This window comes from Microbacterium hominis NBRC 15708 (assembly GCF_001592125.1).
Taxonomy (GTDB): Bacteria; Actinomycetota; Actinomycetes; order Actinomycetales; family Microbacteriaceae; genus Microbacterium; species Microbacterium hominis.
Genome location: NZ_BCWI01000021.1, coordinates 1 through 23,492 on the forward strand (window position 1 = coordinate 1; position 23,492 = coordinate 23,492).

Here is a 23,492-nt window from a genome sequence, read left to right on the forward strand (position 1 = left end):
CGGCGGCCGGCGTGGCGGGCGTCGGAGCGTCCGCTGCGGCGGGGGCCGCCGGAGCCGGAGCGGCCGGCGCGGCGGGCGCGCTGGGCGCCGGTGCCGCCGGAGCGGATGCCGCGGGCGCCGCCGGAGCGGGAGCCGCCGGCTTCGCCGGGCCGGGACGCGCCGCGGGGCGCGCGCCGGGGGTCGGCGCACCGGAGGCCGCACGAGGGGCGGCCGGGGCGGCGTCAGAGGACTTCTTGGCGGCGCCGTCGGCCTCGAGGGCCGCACGGAGCTTGCGCGCCACGGGGGGCGCGATGGTGGATGACGGGCTCTTGACGTATTCGCCGAGCTCCTTCAGCTTCGCGAGGGCGACTTTGCTGTCGACGCCGATCTCGGAGGCGATTTCGTGCACGCGTGGGTTTGCCACAATTCTCCTGTCTGAGGTCTCCCCCGGACAGGGCAGACCGTTACTTGCGGACGGGTCTCATTTCGAGCCGTTCACTTTGTGTCCATAGCCGTTCAGCCGTTTCGCTGGTGGGTGTTCTGAAAGGTCTGCGTGTCGAGCGGGCCCGACACACGCAATGCTCGTCCGAAGGCGCGGCGCCGGATGGCGGTATCCACACACCCGTGCGTGTCGTGCACCCACGCGCCCCGCCCGGGAAGGACGGCCTTCTCATCGGCGATGAGGACACCGTCTCGCTCCACCACTCGCAGGAGGGCGGACCGGAGGTCGCGCGCGCGGCATCCCACGCACGTTCGAACGGCTTCCATCCTACCCCCACTCGCCGCGTCGGGATTTCGACGCGGTCGCGGCGCCCCCTCGCTCACCCTCGCGTCACGACTCGAGGATCGAATCCGGCTGGATGTCGATCTTGGCGCCCGTGAGCTTGGCCGCGAGGCGGGCGTTCTGCCCCTCCTTGCCGATGGCGAGCGACAGCTGGTAGTCGGGGACGAGGGCGCGGACCGCCTTGGTGCCGGCATCCAGCACGAAGCTGGAGGTGACCTTCGCCGGCGACAGGGCGTTCGCGACGAACTTCGCCAGCTCGGGGTCGTAGTCGACGATGTCGATCTTCTCCCCGCCGAGCTCCTCCGTGACCGCGCGCACACGCCGGCCGAGCTCGCCGATGCAGGCGCCCTTGGCGTTGATGGCGGGATCCTTCGCCGTCACCGCGATCTTGGTGCGGTGACCGGCCTCGCGCGCCAGCGACGTGATCTCGACCAGACCGGAGGCGATCTCGGGGACCTCGAGCGCGAACAGCTTGCGCACGAGACCCGGATGGGTGCGCGAGACCGTGATCTGCGGACCCTTGGTGCCCTTGGACACGGAGGTGACGTAAACGCGCAGCCGGGAGCCGTGCGGGTACTGCTCGCCCGCGACCTGCTCCTCGGGCGGAAGGATCGCCTCGACCGTGCCGAGGTCGACGTGCACCATCCGCGGGTTGGGGCCCTGCTGGATGACGCCGGCGACGATGTCGCCCTCCTTGCCGCGGAACTCGCCCAGGATCGCATCGTCGGCGATGTCGCGCAGACGCTGGCCGATCACCTGCTTGGCCGCGAACGCGGCGATGCGTCCGAAGTCCTCGGGGGTGGACTCCTCCTCGCCGATGACGACCCCCTCCTCGTCGCGGAGCGGGATGAACACGGCGACGTGCCCCGTCTTGCGGTCGAGCTCGGCGCGGGCGCCCTCGGGCAGTTCGCCGGTGGGCGAGGTGTGCTTGGCGTAGGCGGTGAGGATCGCCTGCTCGATGATCCCGACGAGTTCGTCGAACGGGATCTCCTTCTCGCGCTCGACCGTTCGCAGCAGTCCCAGATCGATGTCCACAGGTGCCTCCCTATTCAGCTCTCGACGCGAGGTCACCCTCGGTCATCTGCACGATTTTAGCCGATCGTCCCGCGGCGGCGGACGTGCGCGGACGTGCATACTTGCCAGATGGATGCCGCTTCACCCGCCGTCGACCGAGCGATCCCGCAGCCGCGGCGCGCCGATCCCGGTCTGATCGGTCTGCTCGGGTTCGTGATCGCGACCTTGACCGCGCAGCTGGCGCACCTCGGCGTTCAGAACGAGAGCGCCGTGTTCTGGGTCGGCGCGGTCTTCGGCGGCGTCGTGCAGGTCACCGCGGGCATGCTCTCGTACTTCATCGGCGACGACTTCCACTTCATCGTGTACAACGCGTTCGGGTGGTACTGGATCTGCATGCCGGGGTTCCTCCTCGGCGGGGAGCTGGGCTTCTTCGAGGTGTCGGGACCGGCCCGGCCGCTCTTCTCCATGATGTTCGCGGTCATCGCCCTGGGGTTCGTCTTCGCGGGCGCCACCCACAACACCGCGCTTCCGCTCACGCTCGTGTGCGTCGCCCTCGGCCTGGGCCTCGAATCGGTCGGCTCGTTCGCCGGGACCGCCGCGGTCGGCACCGTGGGCGCGTGGTTCCTGCTGGGCGCGTCCGCGCTGGCCTTCTACCTGCTCGTCGAGAAGTTCGCGTGGCGCACGATGGGGCGCCACGTGGTGCCGCTCGGCCCCGCGTGGATCCGTCGTCCGGACGGGCACGGCGACCCGGGATCGGCGTCGCGGCCCTCGGCATCCTCGGGGTGCTGCTGACGGTCGCCGCCGGTTTCCGGGCGCGCTACGCCCGCCTGTGAGCCGGGCCGCCGCGTCTGTCAAGGCCCTGGGGCGACATCCCGGCGACGGGCAGGGTCGAGTCATGACCGAACTCACTGGAATCGAGGCGCGCGACCGCGTCAAGGAACTCGTCGAGGACATCGACATCACCATGCTCACGACCGTGGACGCCGACGGGCGCCTCGTCAGCCGTCCGATGAGCACCCGCGAGATGGACGACGACGGCGTGATCTGGTTCTTCACCTCCGACGAGACGAAGAAGGCCGACGAGGTCGAGGCGGACCACGACGTGAACCTCGCCTACTGCGACGCCAAGGGCATGCGCTACGTGTCGGTGGCCGGTCGCGCGACGATCGTGCACGACCGCGCACGGATGGAACAGCTGTGGTCGCCGTCGCTGGACATCTGGTTCGAGGAGGGCCTGGACACCCCCGACATCGCACTGCTGACGGTGACGCCGATCGTGACCGAGTTCTGGGAACCGGCGCACGGCACGCTCGCGATGGCCGCGGGCATGCTCAAGGCTCTCGTCACGCGGGAGACGCCGGACGACACCATGAACCACGGCAGGCTGGTCCGCTGACGCGCACCTCGGGCCGACTCAGGCCGGGCGCGCCTCGGCGGGGGCGCTCGGCAGCGCGTTGACGGCGCGGATGAGGTGGTGCAGCTCACCCACGCGCCGCTGCGCGTAGCGCATGACGAGGCGGGGCGCGGTGACGTCGTCGTCGTCCTCCCGCTCGGCCTTCAAGGGACCGCGGCGTTCGATCACGCCCTCGGCCAGCAGCGAGCCGAAGCGAGCGTTCAGCGCATCCACCTCCCCGTCGGTCGGCTCCGCACGCAGGCGCAGCACGAGCCGTCGGCCGACCCACCGCAGCGAGACGTAGTTGCGGTAGAAGCCCGTGAGCTCGTCCACGGCGGCATCCACGGAGTCGGTCACGACCACCCGGTCGAGGTCGTCCGGAGAGATGACGCCCTCGGGGATGAGCTGGTCGTCGGCGAAACGCTGCAGCCCGTGCCAGAAGCCGCCGCCGGGACGGTCCAGCAGGACGATCGGCGTGGGCGCGGCCTTGCCGGTCTGCTGCAGCGTCAGCAGCTCGAACATCTCGTCGAGCGTGCCGAAGCCGCCGGGCATGCACACGAAGCCGCTGGACTCCTTGACCAGCATGAGCTTCCTCGTGAAGAAGTACTTCATCGCGACATTGCGGGCGTGCGCGGCGATGATCGCGTTCGGCTTCTCCTCGAACGGCAGGCGGATGGAGACCCCGAGGGAGTGCTGCGGGCCCGCGCCTTCGGCCGCCGCCTGCATGATCCCGGGGCCCGCCCCCGTCACGGTCATCCATCCGCGGGCGGCGAGCGCCGCGGTGAGCTCGACGGTCAGGCGGTAGAGCGGCGAGTCGGGGGCGGTGCGGGCCGAACCGAACACGGTGACCTTGGGCACACCGCGGAAGGGCGCGAACAGCTCGAAGGCCGCGCGCATCTCGGTGAGGGCGGCCGAGGTGATCTTGAGGTCGAGGCGGTCGGCGCCGTCGAGCCCCATGCCCACGCCCGTCGCGAGGATGCGGGCGATGAGATCGGCGTCGGTCGTGATGCCGGCGTCGTCGAGCAGCCGGCGGATGCCGTCGGTGACGGTGGACGGGAGCGTGGAGCGATCTGACATGGCTCCAGCCTGACATCCCGGACGCAGTTCGGGTGAACGCGGCGAGAACGTCTCCTTCCCTCTTCCCACATTCGAATCTTTGTTCTAGGATCGACGTATGGACGATGACATCGAGACGGAGCCCTATCCCGGGTACTGGTCGGATGTCGCGGCCTTCGAGACGGCACTCCTCCCCCGCGATCCGGTCGATCAGGTGGCCGACATCGCCACTCTCGTGGCGGTGCACACGGCCGAGCAATACGTGTGCGTCGCGGCCGCCCGCCGCGATGCGATGGCGACGGCCTCCTCCCGTGCCTGCGCCGACGAGATGATCGACCGCTCGCTGCGCCTCGAGCTCGCCGCCGCGCTGCGCATCACCGAGTACGCCGCGGGCGACCTGATGGCGCGCTCGACGGCGCTGGTCGAGCGCTACCCGCGGGCGCTCGAGGCGTTGGGGGCGGCGCGCATCACCGATCAGCACGCGCGATTCCTCGTCGACGTGCTGGATGCCGCGGATCCGGCGGTGCGCGCACGGCTCGTCGATCGAGCGGTTCGGCTGGCCGAGGACCTCCCCGCGGGGACGTTCCGGCGTCGCCTGCGCGACCTCGTCGCGGCCGAGGCGGTGCAGACCCTCGCCGAGACGCACGAGCGCGCCCTCGCGCAGCGCCGCGTGCACGTCGTCCCGGCCGCCGACGGCATGTCCGTCCTGACCGCGCATCTGCCCAGCGTCGAGGCCCACGCGATCTTCGACCGGCTGACGCGGATGGCCGCGGCGATGACCGGGCGCCGGGCCGTCCCCGACGCGTCCGCCGACGCCACGCCCCCACCCGCCGACGACCGTTCCCTCGACCAGGTGCGTGCCGACGTCCTCTGCGATCTGCTGATCGACGGTCGCTGCGACGGCCACTCCCCCTCGGCGCGGGGAATCCGTCCGACCGTGGTCGTGACCGTTCCGGCGCTGTCCTTGCGGGAAGACGCGCACGGCGCCGGAGAACCGGCGCAGGTCGAGGGCCTCGGTCCGATCCCGATCGAGCGGGCCCGCGAGCTCAGCGGCGGCGCCAGGGGCTGGATGCGCGTGCTCACCCATCCCGAGACCGGCGCCGTGCTGTCCGTCGGGCGCCGCAGGTACGACCCGCCGCCCGAGCTCCGGCGCCTCGTACGGTGGCGGGCCGAGCGCTGCATGGCACCCGGGTGCGTCATGCCGGCCTCACGGTGCGAGATCGACCACACGCTCGCCTGGTCCGAGGGCGGAGCGACCGCGGCGGACAACCTCGCTCCCCTGTGCCCGGGCCATCACAAGGTGAAGCATCACGGCGGGTGGACGGTGGTCCAGGTTCCCGACAGCGGAGGCGTCCTGGAGTGGACCTCGCCGTACGGCCGACGCTACCTCGTGGAGCCGGAGCGTCGAACCCCGGTGTTCCGCCCCGTCGCCGAGCGTGCGGACGACGCCGGACCACCACCGTTCTGACCCGCGGCCGCGGCGGGGTGGTGTCGGCGCGCCGTCAGCGGACCGACAGGCGGGCGACGGCGTCGGCCGCCGAGACGAGCGTGCGCTCTCCGGACCGGCGATCCCACAGCTCGACCTCGCCGTCGGCCGCCCCGCGGCCGACGATGACGATCTGCGGAACGCCGACGAGCTCGGCATCACCGAACTTCACACCCGGCGAGACCTTCGGCCGATCGTCGTAGAGCACGTCGAGTCCCGCACCCTCGAGGTCGGCCGACAGCTTCTCGGCGAGCTCGAAGGCCACGGCATCCCGCCCCGTCGCCACGACCTGCACGTCGAACGGCGCCACGGATGCCGGCCAGATGAGGCCCTTGTCGTCGTTGTTGAGCTCGGCGATGATCGCGAGGATGCGGGTGACGCCGATGCCGTAGGAGCCCATCGTGACGGTCACGAGCTTGCCGTTCTCGTCGAGCACCTTGAGACCGAGCGCGTCCGCATACTTGCGCCCCAGCTGGAAGACGTGGCCGATCTCCATGCCGCGGGCGAGCTCGACCGGGCCGGAGCCGTCGGGCGCCGGGTCGCCGGCGCGCACCGTCGCGACCTCGACGTACCCGTCGGCGGCGAAGTCGCGACCGGCGACGAGCGAGTGCACGTGCTTCTGGTCGATGTTCGCGCCGGTGATCCAGCGCGTGCCGTCCACGACGCGGGGGTCGAGGACGTAGCGGATGCCGGTGGCCGACTCCTCGCCCAGGATCGCGCCCTGGGGCGACCACGGCCCGATGTACCCCTTGACCAGCAGCGGGTGCTTCTCGAAGTCCTCGGGCGTGGCGGGCTCGACCTCGGCGGGCGCGAACGCCACCTCGACGCGCTTGTCGTCGACGTCGCGGTCGCCGGGGAGGCCGACGACGACGAGCTCGCGGGTGCCGTCGAGGTGCGTGAGCGCGAGGACGACGTTCTTGAGGGTGTCGGCGGCGGTGTACTCACCGTCGAGCACGGCGTTGGTGTGCGCCACGAGCGTGTCGATCGTGGGCGTGTTCGGGGAGTCGAAGATCACCGGCTCGCCGAACCCGTCGAACGCGATGGGCTCGGGCGCCAGGGTCTCGAACGCCTCCACATTGGCCGCGTAGCCGCCGGCCGAGCGCACGAACGTGTCCTCGCCGATCGCCGTCGGGTGCAGGAACTCCTCGCTGCGCGAGCCGCCCATCGCCCCGGCATCCGCCTGGACGATGACGTACTCCAGCCCCAGGCGCTGGAAGATCCGCTCGTAGGCGTCACGCTGGGCCATGTAGCTGGTGTCGAGCCCGACGTCGGTGTAGTCGAAGGAGTAGGCGTCCTTCATCGTGAACTCGCGGCCGCGCAGGAGACCCGCACGCGGGCGGGCCTCGTCGCGGTACTTGTCCTGGATCTGGTAGATCGTCAGCGGCAGGTCTTTGTAGGAGCCGTACAGGTCCTTCACCAGCAGCGTGAACGCCTCTTCGTGGGTGGGGGCGAGCAGGTAGTCGGCGCCCTTGCGGTCCTTGAGTCGGAAGATGCCGTCGCCGTACTCCTCCCAGCGCCCGGTCGCCTCATAGGGGTCGCGCGGCATGAGCGCCGGGAAGTGGACCTCCTGCGCTCCGGCCGCCGTCATCTCCTCGCGGATGATGGTCTCGATGCGGGCCTTCACGCGCAGGCCCAGCGGCAGCCACGCGAAGATCCCCGGCGCCTGACGGCGGATGTAGCCGGCGCGCACGAGCAGACGGTGGCTCGTGACCTCGGCATCCGAGGGGTCTTCGCGAAGCGTGCGGAGGAAGAAGTTCGACAGACGGGTGACCACGAGCGTCAAGCCTAGTCCGCAGCCACTGGCTATCCCCTCGCACCCTTCATCGCTGCCAGGAGGGCGGCGGCGGCGGCCAGCGGATCTGGTGCGCTGAAGACCCTCACGACGTTCACACCGTCCGACGCGTAGACGTTGCTCAGCGGAGAGGTGGTCTCCGACCGCGTCGCCACTGCGGCGCGAGCACCGTCGACGTTCACCGGCACGACATCACCGACCGGATCCGTCGCGGTCGCGATCCGCTCCCAATCCCAGGCGCCGCCCGGATACAGCATGATCATCATGCTCGATCCCGATGCCGAGTCATCAGAGGGCCGCCAACCGCATTGGAGGCCAAAACCCTGCGCACCGGCAACCCGAGAGTCGACATCGGCGCTTGCCTCGCCACCAAATCCCGTCTGATAGCCGGATGATCCCAGGAGCTGAGCCAACGGAATCTTCGTTGCAAGATCGTCGCACGTCACTTGTGGCCACCACTCGTCGGTTCTCGTCGCCGCAGACGGGGCTCCGGCGCGCGCGAGTGCGTCGAACAGCAACGGCGTCAGCGCGTCGAGCCGTTGACGCACAGCGGCCTCATCGAACTCTCCGTCGACGAACTGGTACACATCGCCCGAAACTGTAGCCAGAAGCCAGGTCTTGTCATCCTCCACGGCTTTTCGGCATCCTGTCGAAAGCCACGGCACCGGCTCACAAAGAGCCGATTCGTACGTGCTCCGGAGACTGCTATCTACGACCGAAGACGGCATTGCCGAGACGCGGAGAGTGGTGCCGTCAGCGAAGCGCCAGTCGCACGTGATCCCCCCAGCCGTTCGCACGTCGACAAAGAAGTAGCTGCGCGCTTCCGCGGTGGCTTCGGACCCCCACGCAGCCGAGAGGGCGACGGTGCTCATCACCGCGGCGCAGTCGTCATCGAAAGCGATGGACGGCGACGATGAAGCAACGGGTGGCATGCTGCCCGATGCCGACGGCGACGGTTCCGGCGTCGGCGCACGCGTCGCCGAGGGCGAGGGCGAGGGCGACATGGTCTCGATCGGCGTGGTCACCCGGTCGGGCTGCCGCAGCGTCGTGAACGCGACCGCCGTGACGACGACGGCAACCAGAGCGGCGGCGGCGACGCCGGCGACGATGCGCGACCGCCGCGCGCGTGCTGCCCGCAGACGACCGACGCCGGTGACGACACTCTCGCGGAGTTCGGCGTGCTCGCGCGGGGTGAGTTCTTCGTTCAGGTCCACGATGCCTCCAGTGCCGCCATCCCGTCCCGCAGTCGGCCCTTCGCGCGAGACAGCCTCGATTTGACGGTGCCGACGGGGATGCCGAGTGCATCCGCCGCCTCACGCTCCGAGTAGCCCTCCAGCACCACGAGGACCACGACGCTGCGCTCCACGCCCGGGAGCTGGGCGAGAGAGGCGAGCACGCCGCTCTCATCCGGCGCCACGGGGGGATCGACGGCCGCCGCCGCGGGCGTCCGTGCCAGCAACGCACGGTAGCGCCGGCGAGATCGCTCCACGTTCCGGGAGGTGTTGACGACGGTGGTCAACAGCCAGGGCAGCGGAGAGCCGTCGACGAGGCGCACGGCGGCCTTCTTCCGCCACGCCTCGAGGAAGGCGATCGCCACGGCATCCTTGGCGTCCTCCCGATCGGCGAGCAGACGACACGCCTGACGGAAGAGACGGGCCTCGTGGAGATCGAAGAGGTCGCGCATCGCCGTATCGTCACCGGCGCACAGCCTCCGCCATGCGTCCGCATCGTCATTGCTCACACTGTGTAGTGTCCAGCACCGGCCGAAAGGTTCGCGCCCGTCTCCACCTACACTGGGCGCGTGGTCCAGCGTCGCTCCCGGATCATCGGCAGCTCCATCGGGGGTCAGCTCGCCGCGTCGCTGCAAGCCCTGCGCCGCGCGCTCGATCTCCCGGACGGCTACCCCGCCGATGCGCAGGCCGAGGCCGAGCGTGCCGCCGACACCGTGCCGGTCGCGCCCTCGGCATCCGGGCTGGCCGACCTCCGCGACATCCCCTTCCTCACGATCGATCCCGCCGGCTCCACCGACCTCGACCAGGCGCTGCACCTCGAACGCACCGCGAGCGGGGCGATCCTGCACTACGCGATCGCCGACGTCCCCGCATTCGTGAGCGCCGGCGGCGCTCTGGATGCCGAGACCCGCCGCCGCGGCCAGACCCTCTACGCTCCCGACGGCCGCATCCCGCTGCATCCGGCGGTGCTCGGCGACGGCGCCGCCTCGCTGCTTCCGGGGCGAGATCGCCGCGCGTTCGTCTGGCGATTCGTCCTCGACGACGGCGCGCGGCCCGTCGAGACGACCCTCACCCGCGCGGTGGTGCGCGCGAGGCGGCAATGGTCGTACGTGGACGCGCAACGCGCGATCGATGCGGGCGACGCGCCGGCCACGCTCCTGGCGCTCCCCTGGTTCGGTGCGGCGCGCGCCGACCGCGAGCGGGAGCGCGGCGGCGCGAGCCTGAACCTGCCCGAGACCCGCGTCGTCTCGCCACCGGCCGGAGAGCCCGGGGAGTACGCCCTCGATCGCAGCGACGGGGTACCGCTCGAGGACTGGAATGCCGACGTGTCGCTGTTGACGGGCATGGCCGCGGCGCAGATCATGATCGACGGTCGCATCGGCATCCTGCGGACCATGCCGCCCGCCGCCGCGGAGGATGTGGCGTCCTTCCGGTCACAGACCGTCGCGCTCGGGATGCCATGGGCACCGGAGGTGGCGTACGGGGACTATCTCCGCGGTCTCGACCGCTCCCCCGCCGCGCGGGTGGTCCGCGAGTACGCGGCAGCCCTGTTCCGCGGCGCGGGCTACACGACGTTCGACGGCGACGTGCCGACCGAGACGATGCAGGCGGCGATCGGCGCTCCGTACGCCCACACGACCGCGCCGCTGCGGCGCCTCGTCGACCGCTGGTCGCTGGTCATCTGCGACGCGCTCGCGAACGGCCGCGAGGTGCCCGATTGGGCGCGTTCGTCGCTGGCCGGGCTGCCGGCAGCGATGGCGCGGAGCGCCGCCGTCGCGGGCCGTCTGGACGCGGGGTCGATCGATCGCGTCGAGGCGGCGCTGCTCGCCGGGCACGAGGGAGAGGTGTTCGACGCGCTCGTGCTGAACGTCCGCGGCACGACGGCCCGCGTCCAGATCGATCGCCCCCCGGTCGAGGCGACGGTCACGGGCCTCGACGCCGCCCCCGGGACGAGCGCCGCGCTCCGGCTTCTCGCGGCATCCGTCCCGGACGGGACCATCGCGTTCGCCCCCGCCTGAGACCCGCGGTCATCCGCGCGCCTCTCGACTCCTGCTCCATTCCGCCATGCGATATATTGCATATCGTGTCTCTCTCGCTCACGCCCGTACCGCGCGCCCTCCTGCGCGACGACGTGCACGCCCGCTTGCGCGACGCCATCGTCGACGGCACGCTCGCGCCCGGCGAACAGCTGCGCGACGTCGAGCTGGCCGAACGGCTCGGCGTCAGCCGGACGCCCGTGCGCGAGGCGCTGCTCGAGCTCGCCCGCGCCGGACTCGTGACGGCCACGCCCGGCCGCTCCACCGTCGTCGCCCCCCTCGACCCCCGAGCGATCCGCGATGCTCAGGCCGTCGTCGGCGCTCTCCACGCCCTCGCCGTGCGGACGGCCGTGCCGCTGCTGACGGCGGCGGATCTGTCCGCCATGCGCGACGCCAACGCGGCGTTCACCGCCGCGCAGCGGGCCGGCGACACCGACGCCGCCCTCGCCGCGGACGAGCGCTTCCATCGCGTCGCGCTCGATGCCAGCGGCAACGCGGCCGCCGTCGCGGTCATCGCCCAGTACGAGCCGGTCCTGCGTCGCGTGGAGCGGCTGCGGTTCGCCTCGCACGAAGGCGCAGAGTCGGCCGCTCGGCATGAACGACTCATCGCGCTGTGCGCCGACGGCGACGCCGACGGCGCCGCCCGCCTGGCCGAGCAGACGTGGCAGAGCCTCGGCATCCCGACCACCCGGACCACCCCGATCGAACAGGACCCCGCATGAAGCTGCACGAGTTCCCGCGCCACCCGCTCACGTTCGGCCCCAGCCCGTTGCAGCACCTGGCGCGGCTCAGCGATCACCTCGGCGGTGCGCAGATCTGGGCGAAACGCGAAGACGTGAACAGCGGCCTCGCGTTCGGCGGCAACAAGGTACGCAAGCTCGAGTACATCGTCCCCGACATCCTCGCCTCCGGCGCCGACACGATCGTCTCGATCGGCGGCTACCAGTCCAACCACACCCGACAGGTCGCGGCCGTCGCGGCGCACCTCGGGCTGAAGGCGCGGCTCGTGCAGGAGAAGTGGGTTCCGTGGGACGACCCCACCAACGACAAGGTCGGCAACATCCTGCTCTCGCGCATGATGGGCGCGGACTCGCGCCTCGACGACGCCGGGTTCGACATCGGCATCCGCGATTCCTGGAAGCAGGCCCTCGCCGAGGTCGAGGCGGGCGGCGGAACGCCCTATCCGATCCCGGCCGGCGCGAGCGAGCACCCGCTCGGCGGCCTCGGTTTCGCGAACTGGGCGTTCGAGGTCGCCGAACAGGAGAAGCAGCTCGGGGTGTTCTTCGACACGATCATCGTGTGCACCGTGACCGGCTCCACCCACGCGGGCATGATCGCCGGGTTCGCGGCGCTGGAGGAGGCCACCGGAGTGAAGCGCCGCGTGCTCGGGATCGACGCGTCCGCCACGCTCCAGAAGACCCGGGACCAGGTGGCGCGCATCGCCCGCCACACCGCGGAGCTCATCGAGCTCGGCCGCGACCTCCGCGACGACGAGATCCAGGTGCTGGAGGGCTGGGCGGGCGAGCTGTACGGCATCCCCGTCGACTCGACGATGGAGGCGATGGCCATCGGCGCGCAGCTGGAGGCGATGATCACCGACCCCGTCTACGAGGGGAAGTCTCTCGCGGGACTCATCGATCTCGTCGGCTCGCGCGACATCCCGGCGTCGTCGACCGTGCTCTACGCGCACCTGGGCGGACAGCCGGCGATCAACGCCTATCACTCGCTGTGGGACCCGACGGTCGCTCCCCGGTGACGCGAGCGAGCGGCCCGACGCCCTCGCGCCGCTCGAAGACCAGGTGGGTCTCGGTCGTGCGCACCGACTCGTGCACGGTGATGTGCTGCAGCACGATGTCACGCAGCGCCGCGGCATCCTCGACCGCGACGTGCACGAGGAAGTCGTCCTCGCCCGCGACGTGGAACGCCTCGATCACTCCGGGGGTCGCGACGATCGCATCGAAGAGCCGGCCGACGCCCTCGCGGGTGTGACGGCCGAGCCGGACGCGGATGACCGCCTGCAGCGGCAGACCGAGGGATGCCGGGTCGACGAGCACCCGCACGCCGGTGAGCACGCCGCGCGAACGCAGCGTCCGCACGCGGTACGCGCACGTCGACTCGGCGATGCCGAGATCATCGGCGAGCGCCTTGTTGGAGCGCCCGGGAGCGCGCACGATCGCCGCGAGCACACGGAGGTCGAGCTCGTCCAGAGCGGATGCGGCGCCTTGTGATTCCGGCAAGGGCGGCTCCTCACGGTCGCGCGGGATTGATGACAGCGGCACAATTCGATCACCCGATTGCTCTTTCCGCAATCACGCAGGCGGTCTGCCGCTCTTTCCTTCATACTCGCGGGCATGACGCACCCCGACACACTCGCCGTCCACGCCGGTCGTGACGACTTCGCCGCCCTCGGCGTGCACACTCCGCCGCTGGACCTGTCATCCACGTACCCCCTGCCGGACGTCGAGCGCGGCGGAGACTCCTACGAGGCGCTGGCCACCGGGGGCACGCCCATCGACGGGGGCAGCCACGTGTACGCGCGGCTGTGGAACCCCACCGTGGCGCGCTTCGAGGAAGCCCTCGCGGCACTCGAGCACGCCGAGGCCGCTGTCGCGTTCGCGTCCGGGATGGCCGCACTCACCGCCGCCGTCCTCTCGCACACGGTGTCCGTCGGTCGCCCGCACGTCGTGGCGGTGCGACCGCTGTACGGCGGCAGCGACCATCTGCTGGCGACGGGCCTGCTCGGCACCGACGTGACCTTCTGCTCCGCGGACGAGGTCGGAGCGTCGCTGCGACCGGACACCGGTCTGGTGATCGTCGAGACGCCCGCGAACCCCACCCTGGACCTCGTCGACATCGCCAGCGTGGTCGCGCAGGCGGACGGCGTGCCGGTGCTCGTGGACAACACCTTCGCCACCCCGGTGCTGCAGCAGCCGCTCCACCACGGCGCGGCGATGTCGCTGCACAGCGCGACGAAGTACCTCGGCGGCCACGGCGACGTCGTCGGCGGGGTCATCGCCTGCGGCCCGGAGTCCGCGGCAGCCCTGCGGCGCGTGCGCGCCATCACCGGCGGCATCCTCCATCCGCTCGGCGCATATCTCCTCCACCGCGGGCTGCCGACGCTGCCGCTGCGCATGCGGGCCCAGCAGGCGTCGGCGGCGCACATCGCTCGGCATCTGCATGAGGACGATGCGGTCGTCGACGTCTTCTACCCCGGACTGCACGGTGATCCGCAGGGACTCCTGACGCGCCAGCAGCACGGCGGCGGCGCGATGCTCGCTCTGCGCCTGCGGGACGGCTACGACGCGGCGGCACAGGTCGCGGCATCCCTGCGCCTGTTCACCCACGCGGTGTCCTTGGGCGGCGTCGACTCGCTCGTCCAGCATCCCGCGGCGCTCACGCACCGCCCCGTCGCGCCCGAGGCGCGCCCCGCCGCCGACATCCTGCGACTGTCGATCGGACTCGAGCACGTCGACGACCTGATCGCCGACCTGTCGCGGGCCCTGGCGCGGACGCGCGAGGGCCTGCGGGCGGTGAGCGTCGCGCGCTGACGCCGCCCGCCGGCCGCGCTCAGCCCTGGCTCAGTGCGGCGATCACGGACGCCGTCGCGTCGGCGGTGCGGGGCGCCTCCGCGACCTGGATGAGGTTGATCCCGTCGGTGGCGGCCACGAACGAACTCTCCGGACGAATGGCGCCGGTGCCCTCGATCGCCTGCTGCGCACCTGCGACGACGACGGGCGTCACCGGTGTCCGCGACGACAGGTCGTTCTCGAGTTGCTCCCACTCATCCGCGGCGCCGGGATAGGCGGTGATGACGATCGCCGTCATCCCCTCTGCGGACGAGGAATACCACTTGCAGTCGATCATCGTCCCGCGCGCGATCGCCAGCTCCGACGCGATGTCGGTGGCGAATCCCGACGGATACCCGGACTCGAAATCGGCTGAGTCGAGAATGCCCGCGAGATCGAGTCGGCTCCCCAGGTCCTCACAGGTGGGCGCCGCCCACCATCCCGCGCTCGGGGTCGCAGCTCGCGGAGCGGGCGATGCCGCCAGGGACTCCTGGAAGAGCGGGGCGAGCTTTCCGGCGTCCTCGCTCAATTGAGCCTTTGACGCCGACCCCTCGACGCCCACTTCGCCGTCGATCGTGACCAGGAGCCAGGTCGTGTCGTTGCGGACCGCGATCCGGCACCCCCAACCGTCGTAGAGGTATCCCTCGCAGACCACGCTGCCGTAGCGGGACTGGGTGGTTTCCGGGACGACATCGACGGGAGCGGCAAAGCTGCGCACGGCCGAACCGCTCCCCGTCCGCCAGACGCATTCCAGGCCCCCGAGCGTACGCACGCCGGTCGAGGTCTCCTCGGAAGCCTGCCCGAGCTCTCTGCCCAGAATCGAGGAGAGCCGCGCCGCGTCCACGACGGAGGCGCAGTCGCCTCCGAAAGCGGGGCGCGCGGTCGTGTCGATCGCCGAGCTGGGGGTGGGGCTCTCGGGCGCGGAGGCCGCAGCCTCGCTGGTCGAAGGGGAGCTCGCGACAGAGCCGCCGGACGCACAAGCCGGCAGCGACACGACGGTCGCCGCCAGCGCGATCAGAAGTGCCGCGCGCCGGACGACGTCCTTGGTAAACGTAGGAAGGGGGGCCATGAACCCATCGTGGCACGCGCACGATTCGTCGCTCGAACGGAGCCCACAACGATCTGGTCACGCCCATGCCGATGGCGGCATATGGTGCGCCGCCGAGGAAGGGGGACCGCCGTCAGGCCGTGACGACCTGCGCCGTTCCGAGCGGGGCGTCGGGGCCCATCTCGTCGGCGATGCGGTTGGCCTCTTCGATCAGGGTGGCCACGATCTCGGCCTCCGGGACGGTCTTGATGACCTCGCCCTTGACGAAGATCTGTCCCTTGCCGTTGCCGGACGCGACGCCGAGGTCGGCCTCGCGCGCCTCACCGGGGCCGTTGACGACGCAGCCCATGACGGCGACGCGCAGCGGCACGGTCATGTCCTTGAGGCCTTCGGTGACGTCGTTGGCGAGGGTGTAGACGTCGACCTGCGCCCGCCCGCACGACGGGCACGAGACGATCTCGAGCTTGCGCTCGCGGAGGTTCAGCGACTGCAGGATCTGGTGACCCACCTTGACCTCTTCGGCCGGCGGCGCCGACAGCGAGACGCGGATCGTGTCGCCGATGCCCTCGCCGAGCAGGATGCCGAAGGCGGTCGCGCTCTTGATCGTGCCCTGGAACGCGGGACCGGCCTCGGTCACACCGAGGTGCAGGGGCCAGTCGCCCCGCTCGGCGAGCATGCGGTAGGCCTTCACCATGACGATCGGGTCGTTGTGCTTGACCGAGATCTTGAAGTCGTGGAAGTCGTGCTCCTCGAACAGCGAGGCCTCCCAGACGGCGCTCTCCACGAGCGCCTCCGGAGTCGCCTTGCCGTACTTCTCCAGCAGCCGCTTGTCGAGCGAGCCGGCGTTCACGCCGATGCGCAGCGACACACCGGCATCCTTCGCCGCCTTCGCGATCGCGCCGACCTGGTCGTCGAACTTGCGGATGTTGCCCGGGTTCACACGCACCGCGCCGCAGCCCGCGTCGATGGCCTGGAAGACGTACTTGGGCTGGAAGTGGATGTCGGCGATCACGGGGATCTGACTCTTCTTCGCGATGATGTGCAGCACATCCGCGTCATCCTGGCTCGGGACGGCGACGCGCACGATCTCGCAGCCGGATGCCGTGAGCTCCGCGATCTGCTGGAGCGTGGCGTTGATGTTGGTCGTGGGCGTCGTGCACATCGACTGCACGCTCACGGGCGCGTCGCCTCCGACGAGCACCTTCCCGACCTTGATCTGACGGCTCTTGCGGCGCGGGGCGAGGACGTCCGGCACACGCGGCATCCCGATGTTCACTGCTGGCACTGCACCAGCCTACGCCGCACGGGCCGCGCGGGGGCGGTGCGAAGAGGCGCACCGTTGGTTCTGATATCGTGACCGCATGTTCGCGAACACCTCCTGGTGGCCCACCCGCTGAGGCGGTGTGCTCGCGACCCACGACCACAGACCGCCCTCGAGGCGGTCTTTTCGTTCCCGGACGAACCCAGCCCGCCCGACCTGAAGAAAGGCCCGGCGATGACCCCGAGCCCCGCCCTCCTGGAGTCCGTGCTGCGCGCGGATCGCCCCTTCGCCCTGATCGCGCGGGATCCCGACACCGTCGAGCTGCTCGTCGGCGATGTCGTCGACGTCGCCCTGCTCGCCGACATCCCGCTGAGGGATGCGACCGGCGTCCCGCGAGAGGTGCTGGCGCTGGTGCCCTACCGGCAGGTCGTCGAGCGCGGCTTCGCGTGCCACGACGACGGCGCGCCGTTGCGCTGCCTCGTCGTCGAGGAGCACACCACGCTCCCCCGCGCCGACGTGCTGGCGGCGCTGCCCACCGCGGCGGTGCCGCTGGCCGACGCCGGGTTCGACATCTCCGACGACGAGTACGCCGCGATCGTGCGCACCGTCATCGCCGATGAGATCGGTCGCGGCGAGGGCGCGAACTTCGTCATCCGGCGCGACTTCACGGCATCCGTCGACACCGATGCCCTCACCGCCGGCCTGACCTGGTTCCGCGCTCTGCTCGAACACGAGCGCGGCGCCTACTGGACCTTCCTCGTCTCCACCCCCGGCCACCTCGCGGTCGGGGCGAGCCCGGAGGCGCACGTGAGCGCGCAGGCCGGGGCTCCCGCCGGGCCCGGCCACAGCACGGTGACGATGAACCCGATCTCCGGCACGTTCCGCCACCCGGCCGGCGGGGCCACGGCAGAGACCCTGACGGAGTTCCTCTCGTCCACCAAGGAGACCGAAGAGCTCTTCATGGTGGTCGACGAGGAGCTCAAGATGATGAGCGCCGTCTGCAGCGACGGGGGCCGCATCACCGGTCCGCATCTCAAGGAGATGTCGCGGTTGACGCACACCGAGTACATGCTGCGCGGGACGAGCACGATGGATCCGCGGGACATCCTGCGCGAGACGATGTTCGCCCCGACGGTCACCGGATCGCCCATGCAGAACGCGTGCACCGTCATCCAGCGACACGAACGCGCTCCGCGCGGCTACTACTCGGGCGTCGCCGCACTGTTCACGCCCACGCCCGGCGGCGGACACGACCTCGACGCGCCGATCCTCATCCGCACGGCGTATCTCGTCGACGGCACGCTGCGCGTGCCGGTCGGCGCGACGCTCGTGCGTCACTCCGATCCCGACGGCGAGGTCGGTGAGACCCATGGAAAGGCCGCGGGCGTGCTGGGCGCCATCGGCGCGGTCGCCCGCGACGTCGTCGCGGAGGCGAGCGCGCTCGACGAAGACGCGCCCGCCGCCCGGCCTCCCCGCCTCGCCGACGTGCCCGAGATCGCCGCACTGCTGGCCGCGCGCAACGAACGCCTCGCGTCGTTCTGGCTCGAGCCGCAAGCCGGCGAGATCGCGGGACCGTACTCCGGGCGCACCGCGGTCGTCGTCGACGCCGAAGACCGCTTCACGACGATGCTCGCGCACCAGCTGCGCCACCTCGGCTTCGCGGTCTCGATCCTCCCGTGGAACGACGCGGATGCCGCGGCCCTCGCGGCCGCCGACCTGGTGGTGGCCGGGCCCGGACCCGGCGACCCGCGTGACGACGCCAACGCACGGATCCGGACGATGCGCGCCGTCGTGGCCGACCGGCTGGAGAGCGGCCGCCCCCTGCTGGCCGTCTGCCTGAGCCACCAGATCCTCGCCGATCGGCTCGGCATCTCCCTGGCCCCGTTGGACGCGCCGCATCAGGGCCTGCAGAAGACGGTCGACGTCTTCGGGGTGCCGGCGTCCATCGGCTTCTACAACACCTTCACGGCGCGTGTCGAGCCGGGCACCGACGAGATCGGCCGGACGCGGATCTCGGCCGACCCGGCATCCGGCGACGTCTACGCGCTCCGCGGGCCGGGCTACGCCTCGGTGCAGGGCCACCTCGAGTCGATCCTGTCGCGCGACGGGCTGCGGACCCTCGAGAGCCTCATCGCCGACGCGCTGTCCTGAACCGGGGCGCGAGGACGCTCAGCCGAAGATCTTCATCGGGTTGACGATGTCGGCCAGGATGAGGATGCCGCCCATCACGATGAGCGCGATGACGACGACGAAGGTGACCGGCACGAGCCGTGTCGCGTCGACGGGAGCGGGCGGCGGCCGCCGCCACAGCTTCGCCCAGGCCCGCTTGAGTCCGTCCCAGAGCGCGACGACGACGTGCCCGCCGTCCAACGGGAGCAACGGGATGAGGTTGAAGACGAACAGCGCGAGGTTGAGCGATCCGAGCAGACCGAGGATCGTGGCCACCCGGTCGAGGACGGGCGCGTCGATGGCCGCCGCCTCTCCGGCGAGCCGGCCCACGCCGACGACCGAGAGCGGGCCGTTGGGATCGCGCGGCGCCCCCGTGACCAGGTCGGACGCCGTCTGGTAGACCCGGACCGGGAGCTGCCACATGATGCCGGCGACCTGGCCGGCCTGCTGCAGCGCGGCGGCGGGCCCGTCCCACAGCGGCTGGCGCACATAGGCGGTCGCGGCCGTCATCCCGACGAAGCCGACCTCCGCGGTCACCGCCGTGCCGTCCGGACCCGCGATCTGGCGCTGCGCGAGCATCGGCGTCACACGCAGGGTCTGCTCGACGCCGTCGCGACGGACGACGACGTCGATCGTGCGGTTCGGGGCGGCCTGGATGATCGCCGACGCCTCCTCGAAGGTAGCGACGGGGGTCCCGTCGACCGACACGAGCTCGTCGCCGGGGCGAAGGCCCGCCGCCGCGGCCGGCGACTGCGGGTCGTCCGCGGTGCAGGCGGTCTGGGTGGAGCCGGCCGGCAGGACGCATTCGTTGACGGCGGCGACCGTCGTGGTGGCCGTCTGCACCCCGATCCCGCTGAACACGATGGCGAACAGCAGCATCGCGAGCAGCAGGTTCATGACGGGGCCGCCCAGCATGATGACGACCCGCTTCCACACGGGCAGCGCGTGGAACGTGCCCGTGCTGTCGTCTCCGGCGATCGTCTCGTCATTGGCGGCGCGGGCGTCCTGCACCATCGTGGCGAAGAACCCGCCCCCCGCCTTGCCCGCGGCACCGCCCACCGCGGCGCGGGCACGCGACCGCGGGTACATCCCCGCCATCGAGATGTAGCCGCCCAACGGCACGGCCTTCACGCCGTACTCGGTCTCGCCGATGCGACGCGACCACAGCGTCGGTCCGAAGCCCACCATGTACTGCCCGACGCGGACGCCGAAGCGCTTCGCGGGAACGAGATGACCGATCTCGTGCAGGGCGATGGATGCGGCGAGTCCCACGACAAGCAGCAGGACGCCGACGATGAAGGCGATGACGGTCACGAGCGAACAGGCTACCCGCCACCGCTTTGAGTTTGCTCAGTCCGCGCCCCGGCCCCCGGTAGGCTCGACGTGTGCCCGAACGCCCGATGACCCGCCGGCTGCGGGCCCTGCGCGGGACGGCGGCGGCGGCGATCGCGACGACCCTCGCCTCGACCGGGCACACGTTCGGCGGCGGGGCCGCGCCGTCGCTGTGGCTGCTGGTCGCCGTGACCGTCCTGGCGGCGCCGCTCGCGGTCGCGATGGTCGGACGACGGCGCAGCCTTCCGCGGCTGGCGGCCGCCATCGCGACGGCCCAGATCGCCCTGCACACGGCGTTCGCCGTCGTCGGCGGCGCCGCACCGGTCACCCCCGCCGGGCACGAGCACGTGATGCCGGGCGTCGCGATCGGGGTCGCGACGACCCACGCCGGCGGGCATCTGACGGCCGCCATGCTGATCGGCCACCTGGTGGCCGCCCTCGTGACGATCGCGCTCGTCGCCTACGGCGAACGACTGCTCGCGATGATCGCGCGCGGCGTCCGTCGCCTCCTCGCCCGGACCGGCGTGACGGCGCCCGGACCGCGTCCCCGCGCGCACGCCGCCCCGACCGACCGGCGCATCGCCCTCCCGCTCTTCCTGCTGTCCGCTCTTCGTCGACGGGGGCCGCCGGCGTTCGCACGCTGAGCACCGCCGCACACGCGGCACCCGCGGCGCACGCGCCGCCCCGTCACCGCGGCATCCCGCCGCACCACGTACAGAAAGAGCACCCTGATGACCGTCACCACCCGTTCGCGCCGTCGCACCCGCCTCGCCGCCGGCCTCATCGCCGGCGCAGCCCTCGTCCTCGCCGCCCCGCTGGCCGCGTCCGCGCATGTCCACGTGACCCCCGACGAATCGTCGGCCGGCACGACCACCCGCCTCGCGTTCTCCTTCAGCCACGGCTGCGAGGACTCCCCGACCACCGCCGTGAAGATCACGGTGCCGCAGGGCATCGACGGGGTGAAGCCCGTGCTGGACGGCGCCTGGACGATCTCCCGTGAGCTGAACACCGACGGCATCCCCACGAGCGTCACGTTCACGGCCGTGACCCCCGTCGAGTCGGGCGTCGCGGCATCCGTCGCCCTCGACGTGATCTTCTCCTCCAGCGCCGCGAACACGTCGGTCGCCTTCCCCGTCCTGCAGACCTGCGCGACGGGATCGACCGACTGGTCGGAGGTCGCCGCCGAGGGACAGACCGAGGACGACCTGGCCGCCCCGGCACCGGTCGTCGCGGTCGGCGCCGTCTCCGCGGACGGCGGAGAGCACGGCCATGACGCCTCGACGACCGAGGAGCACGCCGACGCCGACACGCACGCGTCGACGGATGCCGCGGCACCGGCAGACGCCGATCCCGTCGCCCGCTGGCTGAGCGGAGGGGCCCTGGTCGCGGCGCTCGCGGCCCTCGCCGTGGCCCTCTTCCGACGCCGCGCCTGACCCCCGGTCGGCGCGACCTCTCACCCGCGGCCGGGCGGCGGATTCGACCCCGTTGCCCGGCCGCTCTCAACGAGCCGCGATAGAGGGCACATAGTTTTCACATAACTCCATGCGCGAGCATGGGGGGATCATGACACCCGACATCGAGAGCACCCTGCCCCCGACGCTTCGCCCCGATCAGCCGCCGCAGAGGAGACTGATCGACCTCGTCGATCGCTTCGGCGGAGAGCTGCGCGCCGGAGACGGCGACACCGTGTTGCGCGGGATCACGCTGTCCACCAACGATCTGCGCCCCGGTGAGGCGTTCGTCGCCCTGCCCGGCACCCATCAGCACGGTGCCGAGTTCACGAGCGCGGCGGCCTCCCTCGACGCGGCGGCGATCATCACCGACGAGGAGGGTGCGTGCCTCGTCCGCGATGCGGCGCTGTCTCCCACGCTGCCGGTGGCCGTCTTCCCCGATCCCCGCGGCACCCTCGGTGCCATGTCGGCATGGGTCTACGGCACCGACCGCGACCTGCCGACCCTCCTCGCCGTCACCGGCACGAACGGCAAGACCAGCGTCTCGCACCTGCTGAAAGCGATCCTCGAGCAGATGGGGGTGGTCGCCGGACTGTCGTCCACCGCCGAGCGCCACATCGGCCCCGAGGTGATCACGTCGCGCCTGACCACGCCCGAGGCCAGCGAGTTCCACGCCCTCCTCGCCCTCATGCGCGAGCGCGGCGTCGAGGCCGTGGCCGACGAGGTCAGCGCTCAGGCCCTCGACCGCCACCGTGTGGACGGCATCGTCTTCGACGTCGCGGGCTTCACCAACCTGACCCACGACCACCTGGACGACTTCGGCGACATGGAGACCTACTTCCAGGCCAAGCTTCCCCTGTTCACCCCGGAGCGCAGCCGGAGGGCGGTCGTCAGCCTCGACTCGGAGTACGGGCCGCAGCTGGTCGCCGCCGCGACGGTGCCGACGACGACCATCACGACGCCGGCGATCGCGGCCGTGCCGGCATCCGCCGATTGGACCGTGGAGATCTCCGCGGAACGCCAGAACGGCACGACCTTCTCGCTGCGGGGTCCCGGCGGGCAGGCGCTGGAGACGACCGTGCCGGTGATCGGGCGGCACATGGCGTCCAACGCGGGGCTCGCGATCGTGATGCTCGTCGAGGCCGGGTACGAATGGTCGCGGATCCACGCCGCGCTCGACGGTCGCCGCATCGAGGCCGCCGTCCCCGGACGCACGCAGCGCGTCTCCGGGGATGCCGGGCCGGCGGTCTACGTCGACTTCGGGCACTCCCCGGACGCCTTCGACAAGACGCTGGCCGCGGTCCGGAGGGTCACCCCCGGGCGGGTGCTGATGCTGTTCGGCGCCGACGGCGACCGCGACACGACCAAGCGCTTCGACATGGGCCGCACGGCGGCGCTGGGCAGCGACATCCTCATCATCACGGATCACCATCCGCGTCACGAGGATCCGGACCAGATCCGCGCGGCGCTGCTGACGGGGGCCCGGGCGGCGATGTCCCGCGCCGAGATCCTGGAGATCTCCCCGCCCGAGCGCGCGATCGTCGAGGCCGTGAGCCGGGTCGGCGACGGCGACGCGATCCTCTGGGCGGGGCCCGGCCACCAGGACTACCGCGACATCCGCGGCGTCCGCACGCCCTACTCGGCGCGCGAGCTCGCCCGCCGAGCGCTCGACGCGGCGGGCTGGCCCGCCCCCGCACCGACGTGGACGGTGCCCTACCCCGCCGACTCCATCACACCATCGGATCCGACGCGGCCGTTCTGAGCTCCGCTCGGGCTCTCTCGCGAGGCGCTTCCCCTTTGTGGCCTGACCACATTGCGGGCGGCGCCTCGCGCGCTTCTCCTGTCGACTTCCTCCACAGTCCCGTTGTGGTCTGACCACAGGTCGTATGCTGG

General features: G+C 71.4%; 22 protein-coding genes. 11 read left to right on the forward strand and 11 right to left on the reverse strand.

Going from position 1 to position 23,492, the window contains the following annotated elements; translation table 11 throughout:
• From MHO01S_RS13920 to nusA, 3 genes are all read right to left on the reverse strand, one after another.
• Positions 1-403, reverse strand: a 403-nt coding sequence (locus MHO01S_RS13920) for a translation initiation factor IF-2 N-terminal domain-containing protein (protein ID WP_255266104.1), incomplete at its 3' end; no start/stop codon positions are given.
• A gap of 92 nt (positions 404-495) precedes the next feature.
• Positions 496-747, reverse strand: coding sequence for a YlxR family protein (locus MHO01S_RS13925; RefSeq protein WP_060960481.1), 252 nt, complete (start codon positions 745-747; stop codon positions 496-498).
• Between the two features lie 64 nt (positions 748-811).
• Entirely contained in the window at positions 812-1,798 is a 987-nt protein-coding gene (gene nusA, locus MHO01S_RS13930) for a transcription termination factor NusA (RefSeq protein WP_060960482.1), read from the reverse strand.
• A 108-nt stretch (positions 1,799-1,906) separates the two neighbouring features.
• Between nusA and MHO01S_RS13935 the strand changes: the two genes are divergently transcribed.
• A complete protein-coding gene (locus MHO01S_RS13935) occupies positions 1,907-2,569 on the forward strand; it encodes an acetate uptake transporter family protein (protein ID WP_082734237.1) in 663 nt (220 codons plus the stop codon).
• Between the two features lie 103 nt (positions 2,570-2,672).
• Positions 2,673-3,173: a pyridoxamine 5'-phosphate oxidase family protein gene (locus MHO01S_RS13940; protein ID WP_060960483.1), complete on the forward strand. Its 501-nt coding sequence runs from the start codon at positions 2,673-2,675 to the stop codon at positions 3,171-3,173.
• Between the two features lie 18 nt (positions 3,174-3,191).
• Here MHO01S_RS13940 and MHO01S_RS13945 read toward each other — a convergent pair whose 3' ends face one another.
• Positions 3,192-4,247 (reverse strand): LOG family protein, encoded by a 1,056-nt coding sequence (locus MHO01S_RS13945; RefSeq protein WP_060960484.1) that lies wholly within the window; start codon positions 4,245-4,247, stop codon positions 3,192-3,194.
• A gap of 97 nt (positions 4,248-4,344) precedes the next feature.
• Here MHO01S_RS13945 and MHO01S_RS13950 point away from each other — a divergent pair, with 97 nt between their 5' ends.
• Positions 4,345-5,694: an HNH endonuclease signature motif containing protein gene (locus MHO01S_RS13950; protein ID WP_060960485.1), complete on the forward strand. Its 1,350-nt coding sequence runs from the start codon at positions 4,345-4,347 to the stop codon at positions 5,692-5,694.
• A gap of 34 nt (positions 5,695-5,728) precedes the next feature.
• On the opposite strand, the gene MHO01S_RS13955 is transcribed toward MHO01S_RS13950, so the two are convergent.
• Genes MHO01S_RS13955 through MHO01S_RS13965 form a run of 3 tightly spaced genes read right to left on the reverse strand, consistent with a single transcriptional unit; the run spans position 5,729 to position 9,188 of the window.
• Positions 5,729-7,486, reverse strand: coding sequence for a proline--tRNA ligase (locus MHO01S_RS13955; protein ID WP_060960503.1), 1,758 nt, complete (start codon positions 7,484-7,486; stop codon positions 5,729-5,731).
• A gap of 29 nt (positions 7,487-7,515) precedes the next feature.
• A complete protein-coding gene (locus tag MHO01S_RS13960) occupies positions 7,516-8,718 on the reverse strand; it encodes a hypothetical protein (protein ID WP_061782487.1) in 1,203 nt (400 codons plus the stop codon).
• Complete coding sequence (locus MHO01S_RS13965) at positions 8,709-9,188, reverse strand: RNA polymerase sigma factor (RefSeq protein ID WP_060960487.1); 480 nt, start codon at positions 9,186-9,188, stop codon at positions 8,709-8,711. Before MHO01S_RS13965 ends, MHO01S_RS13960 begins: the two co-directional genes overlap by 10 nt.
• A gap of 117 nt (positions 9,189-9,305) precedes the next feature.
• Here MHO01S_RS13965 and MHO01S_RS13970 point away from each other — a divergent pair, with 117 nt between their 5' ends.
• The 3 genes from MHO01S_RS13970 to MHO01S_RS13980 all read left to right on the forward strand — a co-directional run bounded on the left by MHO01S_RS13970 (position 9,306) and on the right by MHO01S_RS13980 (position 12,528).
• On the forward strand, positions 9,306-10,754 hold the full coding sequence (locus MHO01S_RS13970) for an RNB domain-containing ribonuclease (protein WP_061782488.1): 1,449 nt from the start codon (positions 9,306-9,308) through the stop codon (positions 10,752-10,754).
• Positions 10,755-10,819: 65 nt separating this feature from the next.
• On the forward strand, positions 10,820-11,494 hold the full coding sequence (locus tag MHO01S_RS13975; RefSeq protein ID WP_082808090.1) for a GntR family transcriptional regulator: 675 nt from the start codon (positions 10,820-10,822) through the stop codon (positions 11,492-11,494).
• On the forward strand, positions 11,491-12,528 hold the full coding sequence (locus MHO01S_RS13980) for a 1-aminocyclopropane-1-carboxylate deaminase (protein ID WP_060960490.1): 1,038 nt from the start codon (positions 11,491-11,493) through the stop codon (positions 12,526-12,528). The genes MHO01S_RS13975 and MHO01S_RS13980 overlap by 4 nt, the downstream gene beginning before the upstream one ends.
• Here MHO01S_RS13980 and MHO01S_RS13985 read toward each other — a convergent pair.
• Positions 12,482-13,009 (reverse strand): Lrp/AsnC family transcriptional regulator, encoded by a 528-nt coding sequence (locus MHO01S_RS13985; protein WP_060960491.1) that lies wholly within the window; start codon positions 13,007-13,009, stop codon positions 12,482-12,484. The genes MHO01S_RS13980 and MHO01S_RS13985 overlap by 47 nt on opposite strands.
• 114 nt (positions 13,010-13,123) lie before the next feature.
• Between MHO01S_RS13985 and MHO01S_RS13990 the strand changes: the two genes are divergently transcribed.
• A complete protein-coding gene (locus MHO01S_RS13990) occupies positions 13,124-14,320 on the forward strand; it encodes a trans-sulfuration enzyme family protein (protein ID WP_060960492.1) in 1,197 nt (398 codons plus the stop codon).
• Positions 14,321-14,339: 19 nt separating this feature from the next.
• Here the strand turns inward: MHO01S_RS13990 and MHO01S_RS13995 are convergent, their stop codons facing one another.
• Both MHO01S_RS13995 and ispG read right to left on the reverse strand, forming a co-directional pair.
• The gene (locus tag MHO01S_RS13995; RefSeq protein WP_060960493.1) at positions 14,340-15,407 is read right to left on the reverse strand and encodes a hypothetical protein; all 1,068 of its coding nucleotides are present in this window, start codon (positions 15,405-15,407) and stop codon (positions 14,340-14,342) included.
• Between the two features lie 112 nt (positions 15,408-15,519).
• The gene (ispG, locus tag MHO01S_RS14000) at positions 15,520-16,650 is read right to left on the reverse strand and encodes a flavodoxin-dependent (E)-4-hydroxy-3-methylbut-2-enyl-diphosphate synthase (RefSeq protein ID WP_060960504.1); all 1,131 of its coding nucleotides are present in this window, start codon (positions 16,648-16,650) and stop codon (positions 15,520-15,522) included.
• A gap of 231 nt (positions 16,651-16,881) precedes the next feature.
• Here ispG and MHO01S_RS14005 point away from each other — a divergent pair, with 231 nt between their 5' ends.
• Positions 16,882-18,798, forward strand: a complete 1,917-nt coding sequence (locus tag MHO01S_RS14005) for a chorismate-binding protein (RefSeq protein WP_061782490.1) — start codon at positions 16,882-16,884, stop codon at positions 18,796-18,798.
• 18 nt (positions 18,799-18,816) lie between these two features.
• Here the strand turns inward: MHO01S_RS14005 and MHO01S_RS14010 are convergent, their stop codons facing one another.
• A complete protein-coding gene (locus MHO01S_RS14010; RefSeq protein WP_060960495.1) occupies positions 18,817-20,130 on the reverse strand; it encodes a M50 family metallopeptidase in 1,314 nt (437 codons plus the stop codon).
• Between the two features lie 71 nt (positions 20,131-20,201).
• On the opposite strand from MHO01S_RS14010, the gene MHO01S_RS14015 reads away from it, so the two are divergent.
• The 3 genes from MHO01S_RS14015 (at position 20,202) to MHO01S_RS14025 (ending at position 23,361) form a co-directional block, all read left to right on the forward strand.
• Positions 20,202-20,792, forward strand: a complete 591-nt coding sequence (locus tag MHO01S_RS14015) for a hypothetical protein (RefSeq protein WP_255266105.1) — start codon at positions 20,202-20,204, stop codon at positions 20,790-20,792.
• Between the two features lie 87 nt (positions 20,793-20,879).
• The gene (locus MHO01S_RS14020; protein ID WP_061782491.1) at positions 20,880-21,581 is read left to right on the forward strand and encodes a DUF1775 domain-containing protein; all 702 of its coding nucleotides are present in this window, start codon (positions 20,880-20,882) and stop codon (positions 21,579-21,581) included.
• A 130-nt stretch (positions 21,582-21,711) separates the two neighbouring features.
• Positions 21,712-23,361: a Mur ligase family protein gene (locus tag MHO01S_RS14025; protein ID WP_061782505.1), complete on the forward strand. Its 1,650-nt coding sequence runs from the start codon at positions 21,712-21,714 to the stop codon at positions 23,359-23,361.
• The last annotated feature ends 131 nt before the right edge of the window (positions 23,362-23,492 follow it).